We start from the raw sequence: 21,839 nt of genomic DNA on the forward strand, positions 1-21,839 counted from the left end.
TATTTCATTAAATTTACAACTATATACTACTGAATCTGTAATAATATAGCCCCGCTTTGAGAGTGCAGGATAAGGCAGAATTATTCAGAAGAACTTGTTAAAGAAAACTATGAGTACACAGACAATTACATCGAGCCAGCAGGCTATGAACACAGAGCACGAATTCGGTGCTCATAATTATCACCCGCTACCTGTGGTGCTAAACCGTGGCGAAGGTGTTTACCTATGGGATGTAGAGGGCAAGCAATACTACGACTTCTTATCGGCCTACAGCGCCGTTAACCAGGGTCATTGCCATCCTAAAATCATAAATGCGCTAACGGAACAGGCAAAGCAACTGACGCTTACTTCACGCGCTTTTTATAATGATAAGTTAGGTATAGCTGAGAAATATATCTGCGAGTACTTCAACTACGACAAAGCCCTTTATATGAACTCTGGTGCCGAGGCAGTGGAGACAGCCATAAAACTGGTGCGTAAGTGGGGCTACATGAAAAAAGGCATTGCTCCGCATAACGCTGAGATTATTGTGGTGGAACATAACTTTCACGGCCGCACAACCGGCATCATTTCATTCTCCACTGACCCGGATTCTACCAAGGGCTTTGGCCCCTACATGCCGGGTTACAAAGTCATTCCTTACAATGATATAGATGCACTGGAGAAAGCTTTGAAAGAGAACCCGAATGTTTGCGGATTCCTGGTAGAGCCAATTCAGGGCGAGGCAGGCGTAGTGGTTCCAGATGAGGGTTACCTTGCTAAAGCGCATGCCCTTTGTAAAGAGTATGACGTGTTGCTGATGGCTGATGAAATCCAGACTGGCATTGGCCGTACTGGAAAACTGCTTGCCAGCTACTATGACGATGTTCGTGCTGATATTCTTATACTTGGCAAAGCTCTTTCTGGTGGTGTACTTCCTGTTTCTTGTGTACTTGCAAACGATGATATAATGCTGTGCATTCAACCAGGGGAGCACGGGTCTACATTTGGAGGTAATCCTCTGGCTGCTGTAGTAGCCATAGCCGCTTTGGAAGTTATTAAAGAAGAAAATTTAACGGAAAACGCTCATGCCCTGGGTGAAATATTCCGGGATCGTATGCACCGCCTGATGGAGAAGCGTCCGGAGACCGTAACACTGGTACGTGGAAGAGGACTGTTAAACGCTATTATAGTTAACCCAAACAAAAAAGGCCAGACAGCCTGGGATGTATGCGTGGAACTTAAAAATAAAGGTTTACTGGCCAAGCCAACACACGGCGACATTATCCGCTTCGCGCCGCCGCTGGTGATGACAGAAGAGCAACTCCATGAGTGCTGCGATATCATAGAAGAGGTAATTATGAACTTCTAATTTATAAAGAACAATTCGATGAGGGGGTGAGGCTAAGCTTCACCCCCTCATTTTTTCTTAAGCAATACAGGCAAGTTTTAGCCTGACTGTGACACCTTACTTGAAAACTCAAAGAATACGACCATGCCACATCAGGAAGCATCTAAACCAGTAGTTATATTTGCAGGAGAATTTCACCGTGCCGCGGTTATAAAGAACATGCTGGAGAATGATGGCATACCCGTTTTCGTAGAAAATCAGCTCATGGGAAGCATTGCTCCCTGGCAGGTATCTTCTGGTGGCATCAGCCCTGTTAGGTTGATTATATCTGAACAAGACCATGATCAGGCGCTAAGGCTACTGGAAAAATTTAACAATGCCCAGGAATAGCTACTGCCCTAACCGTTCAGCTAATTGCAATTAAAGCCCCCCAACCTTCTAATTCCCCCGCTTTCACCGTACCTTTGCAACACTTGAACCAAACTATTTCTGAAAAATATTTTCATTATGATCAGAAGACCAAGACGTAACCGCCAGAACGAGGTGATTCGAAATATGGTGCAGGAAACAAGCCTGACACTGAACGACTTTATTTTCCCTCTCTTTATTATAGAAGGACAGAACAAACGTGTAGAGGTAGCCTCTATGCCAGGTATAAACCGTTTTTCTATAGATACGCTTTTAGAAGAAATTGACTCCTGCGTAAATCTAGGGGTAAAAGCTTTTGCTCCCTTTGCCAGCATACCTGACCAGTTAAAAGATAAGTATGCTTCTGAAAGTCATAACCCTGACGGACTATATGCCAGGGCAATACGTGAGGTAAAGAAGAACTTCCCGGAAGTAGTATTGATGACAGATGTGGCGATGGATCCTTATAGTTCTGATGGCCACGATGGCATAGTGGAGAATGGGGAAATCCTGAACGATGAGACCCTGGAGGTATTGGGCAAAATGGCTTTAATACAGGCACAGGCCGGCGCAGATATTGTTGGCCCTTCGGATATGATGGATGGTCGTGTGGCACACATTCGTAAAGTGCTTGATGGCAATGGCTATCATAAAGTGGGGATCATGAGTTATACTGCCAAGTATGCAAGCGCATTTTACGGCCCTTTCCGTGACGCCCTTGACTCTGCCCCTAAAAAAGGAGATAAAAAGACGTACCAGATGAACCCGGCCAACAGCCGGGAGGCACTGGTAGAGGCGGAACTAGACACGGCAGAGGGTGCAGACTTCCTGATGGTAAAGCCGGCACTCGCGTACCTGGACATCATCAAAGCCTTGCATGAAAGCTCTCACCTGCCTATTGCGGCTTATAATGTAAGCGGAGAATATGCTATGGTGAAAGCAGCCGCTGAAAAAGGATGGCTTGATGGTGAGAAGGCAATGCTGGAAAGCTTACTGAGCATAAAGCGGGCAGGTGCCGACGTTATTCTGTCTTATTTTGCTAAAGAATATGCGCAATCGCTAAAAAAATAATTTCTACTAATCATCAAATCAAAAAGGTGCACCAGTTATTTCTGGTGCACCTTTTTGATTTTTGCACTTTGCTGTGTGCCTGCTGCAATTCATAAAGAGCCAATGAAACTGAAAAATAGAAGGTGAAAATTTGAACTGCTTTGTCTTTATCATCATTTTGTTCTAAATTGAGAGACTGTAACATCTACCCTACTACTTTTTATGAGAAGATTAAGCCTTTGGCTTGTTGCTGTTTCTCTGGCAACGGCCTCAACTGCATTTGCTCAACGTGGCCAAACCACTCGTGCAAATGTTAAGGCCCTAGACCGTATTGCCGTTTCCGCAGAAAAGGATTACCAAGCCAGCCGATCCAAAGCACTTGCACTCGCCAAGAAGAATGGTTGGGTTGTCGAGAAGACGTTCTCCGACGGCTCCCATATTGCCTTACAAGGCCTGGATGCCAAAGGCATGCCGATCTATTACGTCACCTATAATAACACAAGAGCTGCAGCTACTACCGGTACAAATGAGGTTTGGGCAGGAGGCTCCTTAGGCCTTGCACTTAGTGGCGCAAACAGCGCTGTAAGCCAGAAGCTGGGTGTATGGGATGGTGGTCGTGTAAAGGAATCACACCAGGAGTTAAAAGATCGCGTAACTCAAAAAGACAATCCTTCTTCCACGAATGAGCATGCAACACACGTAGCTGGTACCATGATGGCAAAAGGTGTTAATTCACTGGCTAAGGGTATGGCATTCGGAGTTACAAAACTGATGGCTTACGACTTCAATGGTGACGTAGCCGAAATGGCCGAAGCAGCAAAGGATTTGCTTGTATCAAATCATTCTTACGGCACTATTTCCGGATGGCGCTATAATTCAGAACGTAAAGGCACTTCTGAAGATCCGTTCTGGGAATGGTGGGGTGATACTGACATCAGTTCTATAGAAGATTATAAGTTTGGCTACTATAATGAAACTGCTGCGAAGTGGGACCAGATAGCTTATAATGCACCGTATTACCTGATTGTAAAATCAGCCGGCAATGACCGTAGTCAAGTAGGTCCTCAAAATGGGCAACCGTACCACCAGCGCAACAGCTCAGGCAAATTTACAAGAGTTGAGTCTCGTAGTGCAAACATGAGCAGCAATAACAGCTATGATATAATCTCTACTTACGGTACTGCCAAAAACATATTAACAGTAGGTGCAGTCAACCCTATCTCGGAAGGTTACACCACTACTGAAGATGTCGTAATCTCTTCCTTCAGCAGCTTTGGGCCGACTGATGACGGCCGGATAAAACCTGATCTTGTTGGTAATGGCGTTAATGTTCTATCTACTTCTGATAAAAGTAACACAGCTTATACTACCTTAAGCGGAACGTCTATGGCAGCTCCGAATGTATCTGGTAGCCTTTTACTTCTGCAGGAACATTACGCTAACCTTAAAAACGGCAGCTTAATGCGTGCCGCCACATTAAAAGGTTTAGCCATACACACAACAGATGAGGCTGGTACAACGCCGGGACCAGATTATATTTTTGGCTGGGGCCTGTTGAACACAAAGCGTGCTGCTTCAGTTATTTCTAATCTTGATAACACTCATCTGATCCGGGAGAATACACTAGCGCAAGACCAAACTTTCACGCACCAGGTTATAGCATCCGGAGCTGGTCCGTTAGTAGTTACCATTTCCTGGACAGATCCAGAGGCAACTCCTCTTTCTATAAATTCTGAAGTAATAAATAACCGTACCCCGCGGCTAATTAATGACCTGGACGTTCGTGTTACAAATGGCGGCACAACTTTCCAGCCCTGGGTATTAAATCCTCAATCTCCGGCAAGCCCTGCTACAACCGGTGATAATATACTGGATAACGTGGAGCAGGTAAAGATCATGAATGCCGTGCCTGGTGAGACTTACACTATTACAGTAAGACATAAGGGCTCCCTACTAAAAGGGCCTCAGGCATATTCTATGATCGTGAGCGGAGTTGGAGGCACAGAAGCCTGTGAAAGTAAGCCATCTTCGGATGCAGGAGCAAAGATCACCTCCTTTACCTTAGGAAACCATACACAGGGCTTCGGGGAAGGCTGCACTACTTACCAGAACCTGACTTCAAATGTACTTCCCTTGGAACTAGGGCAACAGCAGCAGCTACGTATTGGACTTGGCTCGTGTGGTGCAGATGCCGCAAAAATGGCAAAAGTGTTTGTTGACTGGAATGGCAATGGCAGCTTTGAAGATGCAGGAGAAACTGTAGCTGTGTCTGAAGTCATAAATGGCACATCCGCTTTTGAGACCACCATTACGGCACCTTCAAATGCAGTGATTGGTAATAAGGTCCGTATGCGTGTTGTTGTACAGGAGACATCAAATGCAACGAATGTTACAGCTTGCGGTACTTATACCCGTGGTGAAACACAGGATTACCTGTTACAGTTTGCGAAGCCACAGAAAGATATCGCCCTAACGGCAGTTATGCCAGTTGGATCATCGCTTTGTGCCAATCCTACGCAGAAGGTACTTGTAAGCTTACAAAACCTTGGAGCCTCGGTGCAAACTAACATTCCGGTAACCATCAGCGTTCGTAAGAACGGTACGGAGATAAAACAGCTTTCTGCTACCTATTCCGGGGAGTTAAAAGCATTTGCAAAGGCTGAGCTCCTATTAACTGAGTCTTTTGCCACAGAGGAAGGAGCTACTTATGAGCTAATTGCTCTCTCAGGCCTGCAGAATGATGCAGTAGAGGCAAACAACAGGCAGGTACGAGCCTTTACGGTTGGTACTCCTCTGTCTGCTCCTACTGATGCCTCTGCATTCCGTTGCGGTACAGACCCGAATTACACTTTATCCGGAGGAGGCAATGGTGCTATCTACTGGTTTAATTCTGCTACAAGCACACAGCCTGTTGCTGTTGGCAATCAAATTCAGGTACCGGTTAGCCAGGTTGGCAGTAAACTCTTTGCAGCGTTCAATACTTTTGAAGGAACACTTGGCGCACCAAATAAAGAGTTTGCAACAGGAGGAGGATACAATGCCTTTTCACCGGATGTGCTAGTTACCACAAAAGCACCAGTACTGCTGGAAAGCGCACGCTTGTACATTGGACACAGTGGCAAAATCACTTTTACAGTGTTTAACGACCAGGGAGCTCCCGTATCAGCGAAGACACTTTATGTTACAGCAACCAGATCCACCCCGGCTCCAGGTCCACAAACCTACGACCCTAATGATCAGGGCGCAATCTACTACCTGGGTCTTGAGTTACCAGAAGCAGGAAATTATAGAATTGCTATTTCTTATGAAAACGGGGCTACTATTTTCAGGAACAACGATGGTGTAAAAGGATATCCTTTCCAGGCAGGTAATGTAGTATCTATTACAGGTAACACTGCCTCCACTACTTCAGAGTCCTTTTACTATTACTTCTACGATATGAAAGTACGTGCTCTTGGCTGCCCAAGCCCTCGCATAGAAGCTGCTGTAAAAGGAGGAATACCTCTTGAAAAGCCATTGGTAAAGCGCGATAAGCAGACACTGGTGTCTAGTGCCGCAGAAGGTAACCAGTGGTACAAAGACAATAGAGTAATCGAAGGAGCTACAGGCAAAGTGTTTACACCTTTAGAAAGTGGTAACTATTCTGTTATGGTTTTTAAAGATGGTTGTGTTTCTGATATGTCTCTTGCTTATACCTTCTCCTTTAAAGAGGGGATCCGTGAACTTGGTGTGGCGCCTGTCATTTCACCTAACCCAAGCACAGGCCGCTTCAGAGTTGAACTAGAAACAAGCCAGCCAGAGGATATTTTATTTGATGTGACGGATATGTTAGGGAATTTGATCCTGACCAGCACAGTCACCAACCATAACGGCCAGTATGAAGGCTTTATTAACCTTAGCTCTTATGCTTCTGGTTTATATGTCCTTCGTATCCGCCACGGTGATAAGGTGTACTCTGAGAAGATACTTGTACAACACTAGTCTTAAAGCTTTTTATATTTTTGCGTAAGAGCCCTGATTTACATCAGGGCTCTTATTTTATAAACTTTATAAAGCAGTCATTCTTTCAAATTTAAACTCTATCCTATGTATATGAAGCACCTTTTGATCCCGGTTTGCCTACTCCTGCTGATGGCTTGCAGCAAACCCTTGTACCAACTAAATAATTCCCAGGAGTCGTTTTACAAAAGCCTGAGCAAACACTGTGGCAACTCATACGCAGGCAAGGTTGTGTTTCCGGCTGATGATAAGGATCCTTTTGCCGGCAAACTTTTGACGATGCACATAAGTACCTGCTCTGATACAACTATTCGCATTCCTTTCCATGTTGGTGAAGATAAGTCAAGAACCTGGGTGATCAGTAAAACGGAGCAGGGCTTGCAGCTAAAGCATGACCATCGACACAAAGATGGCACTCCAGATGAAGTAACAATGTATGGAGGTGTTGCACTTGCTACAGAGGAAAAGCTGGAACAGCGCTTCCTGGCTGATGCTTACACGGCACAACTTATACCAGCAGCTGCCACCAATGAATGGACCTTAGCTCTAAGCCCTGATGGCCGCACGTTTAGCTACATTTTAAAACGTGATAACCAACTCCGCTTTCGTGCTGACTTTGACCTTACACAACCACTAAAAACTATAAAATAATAAACCATAAAGCCCCGACTGAATAGTCAGGGCTTTATGGTTTATGGAAAAATAAAACGTTATGATTTTTTCAGCTTGCTCTTAAGGGTTAAGTAGTCGAGATAATATAAGATCTTAAGAGAGAAGGTGTTGTTCTGGGGCGCAGACAAGGTGCGCGAGAAGTTATCGAAATACTGCGATTCAACCTGGCTACCTCTTTCCGAAATTGCGTTTTTCCAAACAACACTGATTTCACTGCCAGGAGCAAACCACCAGGAATAAACCACATCTACATTAAATGCATTGTAGTTAATATTATGATTTCTGTCTTCAAACCGTCCTTTATATCCCTGCGGATACACATCAGGCTCCAGCTGGCCAGCTAACGCTAAATTGTAAAAACGATCATACTTTGCACTAGACCAGTAATGACGCGCTCTCAGCGACAATGACATTCGATTGTTAAAGATGTAACTCCCCGAAATGGTATTTGAGGTGGTCAGAACATCGCGGAGCCCAAATATGACCCTACGCTCTAGCTTATCATCATTCTCCAGGTCAGGGTCAAAACTATTTGCATATCCGATATCATCAAACCTCATGTTGCGGCTGTAACTATAGTTGAAGGACAGCTGATTGTTAACCCGGTAACGTGGCGAAATAGCATAATTAAAAGTTTTACGCTCGTTCTCATTAAACACGCGGTAACTTGCATTTACATCCAATGCAAACTTCTTACGATAATCCGTAGATACCCAGGCTCCCACATTGTTGTTTGCAGGAAAAACATAGTGCCTGTTGTCCACTCGTGGCTCGAAGAAATCATTTGTTTTTACAGGCTCTACTTCTAACCAGGCACCTGCATTCCAGAAATTCTTAAACGTTCCGTTCACATTGCTATAAATCACAAAATTCTGAAACGCATCCGGCTCATACCTGCGTTCATACACAGCACCAACGTTCGTATACAGGTTTAGCATCTTCCAGAAGGGTTTGAAGATATTGTACTGCAGGTGAACCCTCTCTTCAACACTATTCGGGGTAAATAATAAACCCAGATCATTTGGGTTATATGTATCTGATTCTACAGTATGACTAAAGTTATAAGTAAAATTACCACTCACCTTACCAACTCCTATTCTATACATATACCCTAAATCTGTTTCTTCGGAGAAGTAGCGCTGGCTAAGAGCTGCCTTACCATTGATAGCGTACTTATTCCCTTTATTTGCCAACCTGAAAACAACACCTGTCAGGTTAGCATCATAGGTACTGCCCTGGCGCATTACGTTTGTATTTACCAACGTAACATAAGAGTTATTTTTCAGCGACTGGTCCAGCACTGTGATGTTGTAGTTCGTGAGCGGCTGTGTTTCTACTTCTATTCTTTCACCCTCTCCATTTTCTAGTGTGGCATATTGGCGGCCTACTACTGCGTTGAATATACCAACTCCTAAACCAGACTGCGTACGACCCGACACCTTTGTACCGTTTATCATTTTGGTCTCAAGTGGGTTTTCAATCACTTCATATCCAGCATATTTCACTTTGGTATCGATATCGTAATTTACAGGGATGCCACCAATACGACGTGAATAAAAGAAGTCCCCCTTATTAAACAATTCTGTTCCCTCCATAAAGAAGGGTCTGTTCTCGTTAAACTGCACTTCAAACGGGGTGAGATTAAGCACCTGGTTATCAGATTGCACCTGGCTAAAATCCGGAATAAGCGTCATGTCAAGTGTAAAAGCATCGTTGATCCCGTACTTAAGGTCCATCCCACCACTAAAGTTGAAATCCTGTTTATAGCTTACCTCTTCGCTTCCTTCTTTAAAGACAGGATAACTGTTTGTGATACCTGATAAATAAGGGGTAAAGGACAAGCGTAAGGGAGCTTCTACATTTTCGATACCTGTAAGCTTACCCCATTGGTTTACAAAACCATTATTTGCAGGGTCTACATAGTTCCAGAAAAACCCTTTGCGCGTGGATTGCCTGTTGCGCATAAAGTTCAGCCCCCAGAGTTGCTCGGGCTTACTGCTGAAACGGATAGCAGAATAAGGAATTTTCAATTCAGCTACCCAGTTTGTGCCTTCTAAACGGGCACTACTTTCCCACACAGCATTCCAACTAAAATCTTCACCGTTGGATGAATACCGGGCATCTAATTGAACACCTGCAGGAGTAACAAAAAAGCCGAATCCGTTAATTTCATCATTGTATGTATCCAAGAAAACGCCAAACCAATCCGTATTACCTAAATTGTCACGACGGCCCAGCTCCATAAAAATACTGTCTTGAGAAACATCATGCATGATAGCTCCTACATAAATAGCTGCATCATCGTAAAGAATTCGCACCTCTGTCTTATGCTTTTCCATTGGCCCTGGTGTTGGGCGGTTCTGAATGAAATCAGTAGCTATTTCAGCGTTCTGCCACACTGCTTCATCGAGCGCACCATCTATTTTGGGTGCCTCTGCTATGCGTAGTGCTTTTAATTTTTTTTGAGGATAGTTGTACTCTTTTTTCTGCTCCTGTTCTTTCTGCTGTTCTTGTGCAAAAACGTCAGAGGAGAAGCAGGAGGAGAAAAAAAGCAATAAAGCGAGTAGCTGTCGCGTATAAAGCGTCAGTGGTAATAGTTTCTTCATAGTTTTTGTTTGTGCGGTAATATAGCTGCTCCGACTTTTGCTCATCAGATATTAAATAGATGAGCTTAGAACCAGAATAGTTGCTTTTGCACTAAACATTTTTTCAAGTCAGTCTTTGCCTTGCGAATACACGCACCGTGCCAAACTACGAAAGTTCCTTTTGCAGAGACTTGAACGCCAATTTGGAAAATCCACGGCGTTTGAGATGCACGATAATGGACAATCAAATGCCCGATATCGGGCAATAAGAAAGGCGTCCCTGTACTGAGACGCCTTTCTTATTATTTTACGCTTTCGCTACAGAGCTATAGATCTTCCTCCCGAACCAGCATCAGCACAGCAGACTGCGGTACTATAAAGTACTTCTCGCCCAGGTAATTTATTTCGATTGCATCACGTTGCAGGTAAATGGCCAAATCTCCTTCTTTAGCCTGAAGGGGGATGTAACGCACCTCTTCCTCTTCCTGCCCCCAGGGTTCCTCATCAAATCCATAATCGGCGGGAATAGGATAGCCAGGACCTACCTTCATGATATAGCCTTCCTGTACTTTTTCTTTAGCCTGCACACCAGGAGGCAGGTACAGGCCGCTCTTAGTCTGATCACGCGCTGTTTTTGGTTTAATCAGCACGCGGTCTCCAACTATGATAATTTTCTCCAATGTATTCTTTTCAGAAATTCTCATCGGTAATGTATGCATTATTAAAATGGGTTTGCAGTTACCTTAAAGCGCATCTTTGCCTTAACGGTTACATCATTCGCAACAGCCTTGGCCAACGTGGCACGCGTGCTGATGGTATACGTTTCTCCTTTAATGTATTGATCCAGCTTCACGTTTGTTGTTTTTAATACGAGAGAACTCACACCTTGTGGTACCTCCTCCAGATAAGCTACCTTCACCTCATCTTTGTTTTCCGCTGAAATGTAGATTTCCACCTTTTTCAGAAAGTCAAAGTTTTCACCCTGCGGGTCTGTAATCTGAAGGTCAAGTTTATTTAGTACAACATCTTTTACTAAATCGGCACGTGTGTCATTGTTTTTAAACTCCTCACTTGAATTCGCATCAACCGTAATTGGGGTGACAGGTACTATTTGCCCAATTAAAGGGCTTGCAGGAATGATGAAGTTTTCTTCCTCCTCAATGTTAAAGGTAAGGATAGAGTCCCATTGCTCACATGAAGCAGTAGCAAAACCCAACAGGACTACAATGGCTAAAAGTAGTTGTTTCATAAAAGGGTGGTAATAAGGGTGAAAAAAGGGTATAAATATAATTGCGGCAGGAATAGTAATTATAACTACTTTTCCTGCCGCAATTTACAGAATAATAATTGGATTAATCAAACATATCTCCCTTTCGTATTTCCCCATTTCCGTTTTCATTCCAGCTCATCGGATAATTCTTGTCCAAGAACTGTAGAGCCTCCTCTGTCAGGTGCAATGGCTTAAACGTATCAATCATCACGGCATACTCGTGTGTTTCTTTTTTGCCTATGCTCGCTTCTACAGTGCCAGGGTGCGGGCCATGCGGAATCCCTCCCGGATGAACGGTAAAAGAAGCCCTGTCAACACCTTTGCGGCTCATGAAGTTACCTTCTACATAGTATAGCACCTCATCAGAGTCTACGTTAGAGTGGTTGTATGGCGCAGGAATAGCCAGCGGATGGTAATCGTACAGGCGCGGCACAAATGAGCAGATCACAAAGTTATGCGCCTCAAAGGTCTGGTGCACCGGAGGTGGCTGGTGTATACGACCTGTAATGGGCTCAAAATCATAAATAGAGAAGGCATACGGATAAAAGTACCCATCCCAGCCTACAGCGTCATAAGGACTGAAATCGTAATAGAACTGATGCAGTTCCCCCTCTTTTTTTACCTGTACGAGGTGCTCTCCCCGCTCTGTCTCAGTGATCAGCTCTACAGGAGGACGAACATCCCGTTCACAGAATGGTGAATGCTCCAGCAACTGCCCGAAATGGTTGCGGTAACGGCGTGGTGTCTCGATCGGACTGAAAGATTCCACAATGAGCAGCCTTACATCTCCTTCATCAAACCGGAACTTGTGTATTACTGTCCGAGGAATCACCAGGTAATCACCAGGCTTAAAAGGAATACGTCCCATTTGTGTGATCAAGTCTCCGGTGCCATCATGCACAAAAACCACCTCATCCGCCTGCCCGTTTTTATATGAGTAGCTCATCTCCCGTTCCGATGGATTACAGATACAGATAGCCAGGTCATTGTTAAACATCATGGTCTTGCGTGCATCCAGATAATCTGAGCCGGTAACCTTCTCCTGCAGTGTACGCAGGTGGTGTGGTGCCAACTTTACACCTTCTGCCTTTTTGGGGGCATAGGGCCTGGGTTCACCGATGCGGCTAATCTGGGTAGGCGGGTTTATATGATACAACAGTGATGACACGCCGCTAAAGCCTAAGGTGCCTACCAGCTGCTCTGAATACAGACTACCGTCTGGCTGCCTGAATTGGGTATGTCTTTTGTGTGGGATTTCTCCTAACTTATAGTAATAAGCCATGCCTGATTTCTATAGTTTATGATTCAGTAGATATGATCTGCCTTTGCGGGCAATTTACAAAGTTTATTCTAACAAGCTAAGCTCCGCCCTTTGCAAGGCCTTTTGCACGGCTAAATTGCTTCAGTGCCTCCTGAAACTCCTCATCCGATTCGTGCAGTACCGGGAAAAAACCACTGTTACCGTACAAGCTGCGGGCAATAAATGCTTTCAGGTTATTGCGAAGCAGGTTCTTTGAACGCTTAAATTCTTCGCCCTTATACTCCACCCCTGACTTGTTTGCCAACTGCACCAGGTCCTGCAGCATTTTATCTGTCACAACAAAACTCTTCCTGAACTTATCAAGCGACATCTTTTCCAGTTCTTTCCGGTTATCACGATAGTAGTTTAAAGTATACTCCCGGATAATGTTGTTATTGTATAGCTGGCTCAGGTAAGGAGACAACTCCATAGTATCGCGTGCCACAAAAACATCAGGCATAATACCCCCTCCACCGTAAACAGGACGGCCTTTCAATGTTTTATACTTCAGGGAATCAACGAAAAGTGAACTGTCAGGATGAAAATACTCGCCACTTTCCAGCCGGTGCAGCATGTCCATTTGATAGTCTTCAGCATCACCATTATAAGGCTTTTGGATAGACCGGCCACTTGGGGTATAGTAACGGGAAATAGTTAGTCGTAACTCTGAACCATCGTTGAGTGGAATTGGCATCTGCACAAGTCCTTTCCCAAAAGAACGGCGCCCGACAATAAGAGCCCGGTCATTATCCTGTAAAGCTCCGGCCACGATTTCAGAAGCAGAGGCGCTTCCTTCATCAAGCAATACCACTACAGGGCCGCTTTCGAAGTCGCCTCTGGTTTGGGCAAAGGTTTTTGAGTCATACTTCTCCCCTTTCCCATCTGTATACACTATCATTTTCTCGCCGGAGATAAACTCATCTGCCATCCGAATCGCATGATCCATGTAGCCTCCCGGGTTACCCCGCAGGTCAAGCACCAGCTGTTGCATTCCCATTTTGCGAAGCTCAGTTAAGGCCTCTTTAAACTCCTCGAAAGTAGTAGCTGAGAAGCGGCTAACCTTTATATAGCCGGTCTTTTCATCTACCATATACTTTACATCTACAGAGTAGGTAGGAATTTTGCTGCGCTGTATAGTAAAGTTGAGGAGCTTTTTATTCCCCTTGCGCTTAACCCCCAGATTTACCTTTGAGCCTTTAGGACCTCGGAGGCGCTTGAACACTCCCTCATTATTGATGCCGGTACCGGCAACAGTCTCTCCGTCTACTTTTATGATTTTATCCCCGGCCATCAACCCGGCTGCTTCAGAAGGGCCTCCACTTAAAGGAGTAACCACATAGATCGTATCCTTAAAAATATTGAACTCAATACCGATGCCCTCGAAGTCACCCTCTAAATAAGAGCGTGCCATCTCCATCTCATCAGCAGGTATGTAGGTAGTATGGGGGTCAAGCTTCTCCAGCATCTTGGTGATGGCATAGTCAGAAAGCTCTTCAATATCTACTGTGTCTACATACTCACGATCTATATAGCTGAGAATATCCCGAAACTTAAGGTAACTCTTAGCTGTACCCTGCGGGTTGTTAGACGATGGTGAAAAGGTTGTAGCACCAATCAGCACGCCCACCGTTAATGCCATTGCAATGAACAGTGGCAGCCTTATCTGAAATGGTGAATTGCGGATTTTATTTCTTTCTTCTCCGTTCTCCATCTTATCCATAGTTATATATAATTATGTGCCCTGCGGGTTATTAGCCAGAGTATGACAGTAACAGGTGCTACAATTTAGCAAATTCTACAGGGAGATAATCATCTATACCAGCAGAAAATGGTGAAGGTTGCAGTTCCTGAGTGCCTTGCCTTATCCCCGTTTCAGATATAACACCATCTTATTTAAAATAATTTTAAATAAGGCTTGCCTAATATTGATTCCCTCCTTAGCTTTGCCTCACTATTTAAAATAAGTCTAAATAAAAAGTACATCTTACTTATGACGCTTTCTGCACTAAAAAACAAAGCCTATGCTGTTGTTGGTTTAGCAGCCTGTATAGCATTCTCTTCCTGCTCAGACGACAAGGAAAATAATCCGTCTTATAACGTGCCTGCCACTTATAACTTTGCCAATGTTGATTACTCTGGCCAGGAGGCACGCATTGCTATGTTGGGCGAAATGGACACTTATATTAAGACAGGTAACAACGGAGCTGTACTTGATGCGCAGAAAATAAAAAACATGTATGCCAACGCTAATGCACCATTTGCGAATGCCAGCTTGAACGAGGCTACAACTAAGCAACTGAAGAATAAAACCATCTCTACTGCTGTAACTGAGTTTGAAGGCTTTTTTGATAAAGTTGCCACTGCCAGCCAGTCTGCTAACGCAGTTGCAAGCAATGGTACTGCCGGTATCAGTACATCATCTACTGATCCTACCAAAAAATATCTGCTAGATGCGAATGGCGTAGAGTATGGCCAGGTTATATCAAAAGGCTTGATGGGCGCTGTATTTTACTTCCAGACTGTAGAAGGATACCTGACAGCAGAGAAAATAGGCCCTACAGTGGATAACACGACAGTAGTACCAGGAGAAGGCACTAAAATGGAGCACCACTGGGATGAGGCATTCGGTTATTTTGGTGCACCTAAAGATTTCCCGGCTAACAAAAGCGGCCTAAAGTACTGGGCTAATTACAGCAACAAAGTAGATGCAGTTCTAGGAACTAACAAGGCTATCATGGATGCCTTTATTAAGGGTCGTGCCGCTATTTCTGCTAAAGACATGGCTGGTAAAGATGCTGCAACTACAACTGTAAGAGCAGAGTTGGAAAAACTTGTAGCTGCTTCTGCCATACTTGAGCTGAATGCAGCAAATAAAAACATGGGAGACCAGACGCTTAAAAGCCACTATTTATCTGAAGCACTTGGTTTCGTGATGAGCCTGAAATACAAAGGTGACCGCAAAATTACGGATGCACAGCTTGCGCAGGTTATGACCAAGATCGGTACTAACTTCTACAACACAAGCAGTACTGATATTGCTGCAGCTGCTGATATCATCGCCACAGCCTATAACCTGAATAATGTTAAAGGCCAGCTGTAGAAACTGCAAAAGATAAGTGTTTTAAACTGAAAGCAGCAGCAGCGGCACCACACAGTGTCTCCGCTGCTGCCTTTCGCGTTATAAAAGGACAAGAATGAAAGCTTTAAAAAATTATTCATTTGCTCTACTGGCCGGGCTGGCCCTACTCACCAGCTGCGGCTCAGATGGCGAATCCGGACCAAAGACAGAGTATGACCGCCAGGCTATGCTGACGAACTATGCTGAGAACTTGATTGTACCGGGATATCAGTCTTTTAAAACAGAAGCAGCTGAAATGGCTACGGCAGTCTCTGCTTTCACGGCAAACCCAAGTACGGCTGCACTGGCTACTGCCCGCAAGGAGTACCTGGACGCCTATAAGGAATGGCAGAAAGTAAGTATGTATGAGTTTGGGCCTGCCGATGAGCAAATGCTGCGAACAAACCTGAACATTTTTCCTACCACCACCAGCCAGATAGAGAACAATATTTCTTCAGGCACTTACGACCTGCAGACTACTGCGAACATGTCGGCCAAGGGCTTTCCTGCTCTTGATTACCTGCTTTACACCAATGCCTCAGACGCTGAAGTAGTAGCTCTTTACACCTCTGCGCCCAATGCGGCTAATCGCAAAAAGTACCTGCAGGATATTACAAACCTGATTAAACAACGCGCTGAGGCCACTTACAGTACCTGGACTACAAATAATTATAGCCAGACGTTTAAAGCCGCTGCCGGCACGGCCGTTGGTAGTGCTGTTGGCAATCTGGTTAATCAATTAAACTTTGACATTGATGTTACAAAACGGGCAAAGGTAGGTATCCCAAGTGGCCGCTTTACAGCAGGAAGCGCCTTGCCAGAGAAAGTAGAAGCTTTCTACAGTAAAACGTCACTGGAGCTGCTGAAAGAAGCGATACGTGCCGAAAAAGCAGTATTTATGGGACAGTCTGCTTCGGGAGCTAACGGTCCGGGCCTGGATGACTACTTAGACCATGTAGGTGCAATGTATAACGGCGGATTACTGTCAGAAGCCATTGAGGCACAGTTTGATGCTGCGCTAGCTGCTGCTAATGCCGTTCAGGGCCCACTTTCTGTAGCTGTTACTGCGCAGCCACAAGCTGTAACCAAGCTTTACGATGAACTGCAGAAGCTTATTGTGCTTACTAAGACAGATATGCCTTCCGCACTTGGTGTAGCCATTACCTACACAGACAACGACGGAGATTAAAACTGTCAGCCGGGGTAAAATACTATAAAGCATCATGCTCCAGAAGCTAAAGCCATACCTTACAGCACCTGTTTCCGCAGCACCACTGTCGGTGTTCCGCATCATTTTCGGAGGAATGATGCTGGCAAGCATCCTGCGTTTCATGCTAAAGGGCTGGGTAACGGAGCTGTATGTTTTGCCAAAGGTATATTTCCCTTACTATGGCTTTGAATGGGTGCAGCCTTTAGGCGAGACAGGCATGTATGCACTGTTCGTACTGATGGCGCTCTCAGCCTCAGGCATTATGCTGGGGCTGTTTTACCGCTGGTCGGCCACCCTTTTCTTCCTGAGCTTTACCTATGTGGAGCTCATAGACAAAACCAATTACCTCAACCACTACTATTTTGTAAGTGTAGTGGCTTTTCTGATGGTATTGGTGCCTGCGCAACGCCACTTTTCCCTGGATGTGTTGCGCAGGCCTCATACCTGGGTTAGCCACGTACCACGCTGGACCATTCTGATACTCCAGTTTCAGTTGGGTCTGGTTTATTTTTATGCGGGTGTCGCCAAGCTAAATGCTGACTGGCTGCTGGAGGCCATGCCGTTGCGCTACTGGCTACCAGCCCACACGCACCTGCCACTTATAGGTTCGTTGCTCGATAAAGTATGGGTAGCATACTTGTTCTGCTGGTTCGGTGCCTTCTACGATCTTACTATCCCGTTCTTCCTGAGCTGGCGCAAAAGCCGGTTACTAGCCTATGCAACGGTAATTGTTTTCCATGTGCTCACTGCTGTGCTTTTCCAGATAGGGATGTTTCCTTACATCATGATAGTAAGCACACTGATCTTTTTCTCCGCCAGCTTCCACGAAAGCATTCTTAGTTGGCTTCGTAGTTTTGTTCGCTTAAATTTGCCGGCGAAACCTGCTTTCGCCAAAGTAACGGCTCAGCCTATGCTGCTTAACCTGCTTGCGTTGCATTTTGTGCTACAGGTACTCGTTCCATGGCGTTTTATGCTGTACCCGGACAAGCTGTTCTGGACAGAACAGGGTTATCGCTTCTCATGGCGCGTGATGCTGATGGAGAAGACTGGTACTGCCTTCTTCTATGTGCAGGATCCGGGAACAGGAAGCGAAGTAGAGATCAACAACCGCGATTACCTGACTGTTACCCAGGAAAAGCAGGTAGCTACGCAGCCGGATATGCTACTGCAGTTTGCGCACATTATCAGGGAAGACTTTAAAAGCAAAGGAATACCTGATCCCCGGGTGCGCGCAGAAGTCTATGTAAGTATGAATGGCCGCGGCAGCAGGCTTTTAATAGATCCAGGTGTGAACCTGGCGAATGAAAAAGAAAGCTTTCTGCCGAAAAGCTGGATTTTACCTTTTGAGGAATATGCGTTGCAGCATGAGGCTGTAGGGCAGAAATAAGAACAGATGTATCGCTGTACACTCACTTTAATAATTTTTCTTTGTAGCCTGCACCTTGCGCTGGCACAAACATTTTCCATATCCGGAAAAATAACAAATACAGCCACTGGGCAACCTGTACCACAGGCAGAGGTGCTTTTGGTTAACACAGGAAACCTGTACCAGGCTGATGCTAAAGGGAATTATACGATTAACAGCCTTACCCCCGGCACCTATACTGTAACTGCCTACAGCGTAGGGTTAGGTTCTTCCACAATTCCAGCTGTTATCACCAACGCCAATGTTGTGTTAAACCTGGAACTGAAGCCACTTGAGGGACAGCTAAAGGAGGTAAATGTAAAAGGAGAACGCGAAAAGACTTTTGGCATTACCCGCCTAAACTCGGTAGAGGGTGCTGCTATTTATGAAGGCAAGAAGAGCGAGGTAGTTGTACTTAATGATATCACTGCTAACAAGGCCACCAACAACAGCCGCCAGGTTTTCGCCAAAGTGGCCGGCCTTAATATCTGGGAGAGTGATGGCGCTGGATTGCAACTAGGCATTGGCGGCCGTGGTCTTAGCCCTAACCGAACTTCTAACTTTAACACCCGCCAGAACGGTTACGACATTTCGGCTGACGCTTTAGGTTATCCTGAAAGCTACTACACCCCTCCTACTGAAGCCCTGGATAGAATTGAGGTAGTACGTGGAGCAGCCTCTCTGCAATACGGGACACAGTTTGGCGGAATGATCAACTTCGTAATGAAGGAGGGTCCGGATGATAAGCCTTTCGAGCTGACAACACGCCAAACGGTGGGATCATGGGGTTTATTTAACACTTTTAACAGCATCGGTGGCACAAAAGGTAAGATGCACTACTACGGCTTCTACCAATACAAGCGTGGCGACGGCTGGCGCGAAAATGCCGGTTTCGATGCACACACTGCCTTCGGATCGGTACATTACAAGCCCAGTGACCGGCTTGAGTTAGGTTTTAACTACACCTATATGGATTACCTGGCACAACAGCCAGGCGGCTTAACTGATGTTGCCTTCAATACTAATCCGCAACAGTCCTGGCGCGACAGAAACTGGTTTAAAGTAAACTGGAACCTGATGGCCCTGACACTGGACTACCGCATCGGAGAACGCACGAAACTTAACATACGCAACTTTGGTCTGTTGGCACAGCGCGATGCGCTAGGCTATATGGGCAAGATCAATCGCCTTGATGACATAACACAGCCGCGCACACTGCTACAGGACCAATTTAATAACTTCGGTAACGAAACGCGCCTGATACACCGCTACGACCTGGGCAACACCTTTTCCACGTTGCTTGTTGGAGGCCGCTACTACCGGGGCTTTACCGACCAGAAACAAGGAGATGGCTCGCCCGCCGCTAACGCAGATTTCAGGTTCTTCTCCGAAACAGGCGCTCCTAATTCTTCAAGTTATGATTACCTGAGCCGTAACGTAGCCTTGTTTGCCGAGAACATCTTTAACATCACTTCAAAACTGAGCCTTACTCCTGGCGTGCGTTATGAATGGATCAATACCAACGCAGACGGCAGCTATCGTGATGTGATGAAAGATCAGGCGGGGAATATCATACGTGATGAGGTAATTCCTGAAGATCGTGAGAGCTCACGCAACGTGCTTTTATTAGGTCTTGGCGTTAGCTATAAGCCTAGCTTACAAATGGAGGTTTATGCTAACTTATCACAGAACTATCGCGCCATCAACTTCAACGATATGCGCATTATAAACCCAAACCAGCTTGTGGACCAGAACCTGCAGGATGAAGTAGGGTATAATGCCGACCTGGGAATCAGGGGAAACATAAGTGGCTTGTTGAACTATGATGCCAGTCTCTTTTACCTTGCCTACGAGAACCGGATCGGCTTTGAAAGCAAGGTGATAGGAAACCAGATTTATAGCTTCCGTACAAATCAGGATTTCTCCCGAAATGTTGGGTTAGAGACTTTTATTGAGGCTGATCTGTTGAAGTTTTATTTTGGACAGGATCACCCTACCAGCCTGTCAGTTTTCTCTAATGTTACGTTAGTTAACACGAAGTACATCAGTGACAAGAAAGCAATAGACGGCAACAAAGTAGAACTGGCACCGGCAGTTATTGCCAAGGCAGGGCTTTCTTTTAAGAGGAACAACTTCAAAGTTGCCTACCAGTATGCCTACACCTCCGAGCAATACACCGATGCAGAAAACTCCAGGCTAGAGCCAACAGCTGTTGTGGGCCTGATCCCTGCTTACTGGGTAATGGATCTTTCCGGCAGCTATACTTATAAGCGATTTACACTGGAGACAGGGATAAATAACCTGACGAACAACCACTACTTTACACGCCGTGCCACAGGATATCCAGGCCCGGGCATCATTCCATCGGATGCACGCAATTATTATGTAACGCTTCAGTTCCAGCTGTAGGACCTCACGAAACAGGGCAACTAAACAACGAACAATTAAATTTCCTACCTTTGCAGTGCAATGCAAACACAATGGGCAGGATAATAGCAATTGATTACGGGACTAAGCGCGTGGGTTTGGCAGCAACAGATGTGCTGCAGATAATCGCGAACCCTTTAGAAACCGTTCATGCCAAAGATGTGTTAGCATTCCTGAAGGAGTATGTGCAGCGCGAGCCCGTAGAGGCATTTGTGCTTGGCATGCCGCGGCGCCTGTCAGGTGAAGACACACAGGCAACGCAGCATGTGGTGGGTTTCCATCGTACCCTGCAAAAGGCATTTCCTGGAATTCCGGTGCACTTAGTGGATGAACGCTTTACCTCTAAAATGGCACAAGCCGCCATGCTGGCCGGTGGCCTGAAGAAGAAAGACCGCCAGGACAAAGGCACTGTTGACCGTGTGAGTGCAGCCATTATTTTACAATCGTATTTAGAAAGCAGAACCATATGATTTACCCGATTACCGCTTACGGCGATCCAGTTTTAAAAGAAGAAGCACAGGATATTCAGCAGGACTACCCGAACCTGCAGGAACTCATCGATGATATGTTTGCCACCATGTATCACGCCCATGGCGTTGGTCTGGCAGCTCCGCAAATCAGCAAAAGCATTCGGTTGTTTGTGATCGACTCTGAACCGATGATGGACGAAGGTGACGAAGGCAAAGGTGTGAAGAAAGCTTTTATCAACCCGGAAATTCTGGAAGAAACCGGCGAAGAATGGGGCTTCGAAGAAGGATGCTTAAGTATACCTGGTGTACGTGAAGTGGTTTACCGCCCGGAGCGCATCGTCATCCGCTATTTCGACCAGGACTGGAATGAGCACACAGATACCTTTGATGGCATGACTGCCCGCGTTATCCAGCACGAGTACGATCATATTGAAGGTATACTTTTCACGGATCACCTGAACGGCCTGAAGAAGCGCCTGATTAAAAATAAGCTTAGCAAGATCTCTAAGGGAGAAGTAGATGCTGATTATAAGATGAAGTTCCCTGCTTTGGCTAAGAAGCGCTAATCATCATTAGTACACATTAAAATCAAAAG

Annotated in this window: 16 protein-coding genes; 11 read left to right on the forward strand and 5 right to left on the reverse strand. The window is 45.4% G+C overall.

The genetic code is table 11. From position 1 onward, the window contains the following. Positions 1-109: 109 nt before the first annotated feature. The 5 genes from rocD (at position 110) to ACFSRY_RS04595 (ending at position 7,438) form a co-directional block, all read left to right on the forward strand. On the forward strand, positions 110-1,351 hold the full coding sequence (gene rocD / locus ACFSRY_RS04575) for an ornithine--oxo-acid transaminase (protein ID WP_377503585.1): 1,242 nt from the start codon (positions 110-112) through the stop codon (positions 1,349-1,351). 123 nt (positions 1,352-1,474) lie between these two features. Beyond that, positions 1,475-1,720 carry a putative signal transducing protein gene (locus tag ACFSRY_RS04580; protein WP_377503586.1) on the forward strand — a complete coding sequence of 82 codons (246 nt, stop codon included), beginning with the start codon at positions 1,475-1,477 and terminating at the stop codon, positions 1,718-1,720. Between the two features lie 117 nt (positions 1,721-1,837). Beyond that, positions 1,838-2,809 carry a porphobilinogen synthase gene (hemB, locus tag ACFSRY_RS04585; protein ID WP_377503587.1) on the forward strand — a complete coding sequence of 324 codons (972 nt, stop codon included), beginning with the start codon at positions 1,838-1,840 and terminating at the stop codon, positions 2,807-2,809. Between the two features lie 201 nt (positions 2,810-3,010). Further along, on the forward strand, positions 3,011-6,769 hold the full coding sequence (locus ACFSRY_RS04590; RefSeq protein ID WP_377503588.1) for a S8 family serine peptidase: 3,759 nt from the start codon (positions 3,011-3,013) through the stop codon (positions 6,767-6,769). A 111-nt stretch (positions 6,770-6,880) separates the two neighbouring features. Next, a complete protein-coding gene (locus ACFSRY_RS04595) occupies positions 6,881-7,438 on the forward strand; it encodes a hypothetical protein (protein ID WP_377503589.1) in 558 nt (185 codons plus the stop codon). Between the two features lie 59 nt (positions 7,439-7,497). On the opposite strand, the gene ACFSRY_RS04600 is transcribed toward ACFSRY_RS04595, so the two are convergent. From ACFSRY_RS04600 to ACFSRY_RS04620, 5 genes are all read right to left on the reverse strand, one after another. Then, positions 7,498-10,065: a DUF5916 domain-containing protein gene (locus ACFSRY_RS04600; protein ID WP_377503590.1), complete on the reverse strand. Its 2,568-nt coding sequence runs from the start codon at positions 10,063-10,065 to the stop codon at positions 7,498-7,500. 305 nt (positions 10,066-10,370) lie between these two features. Continuing rightward, positions 10,371-10,748, reverse strand: coding sequence for a co-chaperone GroES (locus tag ACFSRY_RS04605; RefSeq protein ID WP_377503608.1), 378 nt, complete (start codon positions 10,746-10,748; stop codon positions 10,371-10,373). Positions 10,749-10,765: 17 nt separating this feature from the next. Beyond that, positions 10,766-11,293 carry a hypothetical protein gene (locus ACFSRY_RS04610; RefSeq protein WP_377503591.1) on the reverse strand — a complete coding sequence of 176 codons (528 nt, stop codon included), beginning with the start codon at positions 11,291-11,293 and terminating at the stop codon, positions 10,766-10,768. Positions 11,294-11,396: 103 nt separating this feature from the next. Then, positions 11,397-12,596: a homogentisate 1,2-dioxygenase gene (locus ACFSRY_RS04615; protein ID WP_377503592.1), complete on the reverse strand. Its 1,200-nt coding sequence runs from the start codon at positions 12,594-12,596 to the stop codon at positions 11,397-11,399. A gap of 76 nt (positions 12,597-12,672) precedes the next feature. Then, entirely contained in the window at positions 12,673-14,325 is a 1,653-nt protein-coding gene (locus ACFSRY_RS04620; RefSeq protein WP_377503609.1) for a S41 family peptidase, read from the reverse strand. 279 nt (positions 14,326-14,604) lie between these two features. Between ACFSRY_RS04620 and ACFSRY_RS04625 the strand changes: the two genes are divergently transcribed. The 6 genes from ACFSRY_RS04625 to def all read left to right on the forward strand — a co-directional run bounded on the left by ACFSRY_RS04625 (position 14,605) and on the right by def (position 21,810). Continuing rightward, on the forward strand, positions 14,605-15,714 hold the full coding sequence (locus ACFSRY_RS04625) for a DUF4856 domain-containing protein (RefSeq protein ID WP_377503593.1): 1,110 nt from the start codon (positions 14,605-14,607) through the stop codon (positions 15,712-15,714). A 94-nt stretch (positions 15,715-15,808) separates the two neighbouring features. Further along, positions 15,809-16,921: an imelysin family protein gene (locus ACFSRY_RS04630; protein WP_377503594.1), complete on the forward strand. Its 1,113-nt coding sequence runs from the start codon at positions 15,809-15,811 to the stop codon at positions 16,919-16,921. A gap of 34 nt (positions 16,922-16,955) precedes the next feature. Then, positions 16,956-18,329, forward strand: a complete 1,374-nt coding sequence (locus ACFSRY_RS04635; RefSeq protein ID WP_377503595.1) for an HTTM domain-containing protein — start codon at positions 16,956-16,958, stop codon at positions 18,327-18,329. A 6-nt stretch (positions 18,330-18,335) separates the two neighbouring features. Beyond that, on the forward strand, positions 18,336-20,756 hold the full coding sequence (locus tag ACFSRY_RS04640) for a TonB-dependent receptor domain-containing protein (RefSeq protein ID WP_377503596.1): 2,421 nt from the start codon (positions 18,336-18,338) through the stop codon (positions 20,754-20,756). A 71-nt stretch (positions 20,757-20,827) separates the two neighbouring features. Continuing rightward, complete coding sequence (gene ruvX, locus ACFSRY_RS04645) at positions 20,828-21,244, forward strand: Holliday junction resolvase RuvX (protein ID WP_377503597.1); 417 nt, start codon at positions 20,828-20,830, stop codon at positions 21,242-21,244. Beyond that, positions 21,241-21,810: a peptide deformylase gene (gene def / locus ACFSRY_RS04650; protein ID WP_377503598.1), complete on the forward strand. Its 570-nt coding sequence runs from the start codon at positions 21,241-21,243 to the stop codon at positions 21,808-21,810. Before ruvX ends, def begins: the two co-directional genes overlap by 4 nt. The last annotated feature ends 29 nt before the right edge of the window (positions 21,811-21,839 follow it).

Source organism: Pontibacter locisalis, assembly GCF_042684605.1.
Taxonomy (GTDB): Bacteria; Bacteroidota; Bacteroidia; order Cytophagales; family Hymenobacteraceae; genus Pontibacter; species Pontibacter locisalis.

What these genes read in the sequence shown, in the direction of transcription:
- ruvX (WP_377503597.1), top strand. Translation starts at nt 20,828, where the DNA reads ATGGGCAGGATAATAGCAATTGATTACGGGACTAAGCGCGTGGGTTTG.
- ACFSRY_RS04595 (WP_377503589.1), top strand. Translation starts at nt 6,881, where the DNA reads ATGAAGCACCTTTTGATCCCGGTTTGCCTACTCCTGCTGATGGCTTGC.
- ACFSRY_RS04590 (WP_377503588.1), top strand. Translation starts at nt 3,011, where the DNA reads ATGAGAAGATTAAGCCTTTGGCTTGTTGCTGTTTCTCTGGCAACGGCC.
- ACFSRY_RS04630 (WP_377503594.1), top strand. Translation starts at nt 15,809, where the DNA reads ATGAAAGCTTTAAAAAATTATTCATTTGCTCTACTGGCCGGGCTGGCC.
- hemB (WP_377503587.1), top strand. Translation starts at nt 1,838, where the DNA reads ATGATCAGAAGACCAAGACGTAACCGCCAGAACGAGGTGATTCGAAAT.
- ACFSRY_RS04610 (WP_377503591.1), bottom strand. Translation starts at nt 11,293, where the DNA reads ATGAAACAACTACTTTTAGCCATTGTAGTCCTGTTGGGTTTTGCTACT.
- ACFSRY_RS04605 (WP_377503608.1), bottom strand. Translation starts at nt 10,748, where the DNA reads ATGAGAATTTCTGAAAAGAATACATTGGAGAAAATTATCATAGTTGGA.
- rocD (WP_377503585.1), top strand. Translation starts at nt 110, where the DNA reads ATGAGTACACAGACAATTACATCGAGCCAGCAGGCTATGAACACAGAG.
- def (WP_377503598.1), top strand. Translation starts at nt 21,241, where the DNA reads ATGATTTACCCGATTACCGCTTACGGCGATCCAGTTTTAAAAGAAGAA.
- ACFSRY_RS04615 (WP_377503592.1), bottom strand. Translation starts at nt 12,596, where the DNA reads ATGGCTTATTACTATAAGTTAGGAGAAATCCCACACAAAAGACATACC.
- ACFSRY_RS04620 (WP_377503609.1), bottom strand. Translation starts at nt 14,325, where the DNA reads ATGGAGAACGGAGAAGAAAGAAATAAAATCCGCAATTCACCATTTCAG.
- ACFSRY_RS04635 (WP_377503595.1), top strand. Translation starts at nt 16,956, where the DNA reads ATGCTCCAGAAGCTAAAGCCATACCTTACAGCACCTGTTTCCGCAGCA.
- ACFSRY_RS04600 (WP_377503590.1), bottom strand. Translation starts at nt 10,065, where the DNA reads ATGAAGAAACTATTACCACTGACGCTTTATACGCGACAGCTACTCGCT.
- ACFSRY_RS04625 (WP_377503593.1), top strand. Translation starts at nt 14,605, where the DNA reads ATGACGCTTTCTGCACTAAAAAACAAAGCCTATGCTGTTGTTGGTTTA.
- ACFSRY_RS04580 (WP_377503586.1), top strand. Translation starts at nt 1,475, where the DNA reads ATGCCACATCAGGAAGCATCTAAACCAGTAGTTATATTTGCAGGAGAA.
- ACFSRY_RS04640 (WP_377503596.1), top strand. Translation starts at nt 18,336, where the DNA reads ATGTATCGCTGTACACTCACTTTAATAATTTTTCTTTGTAGCCTGCAC.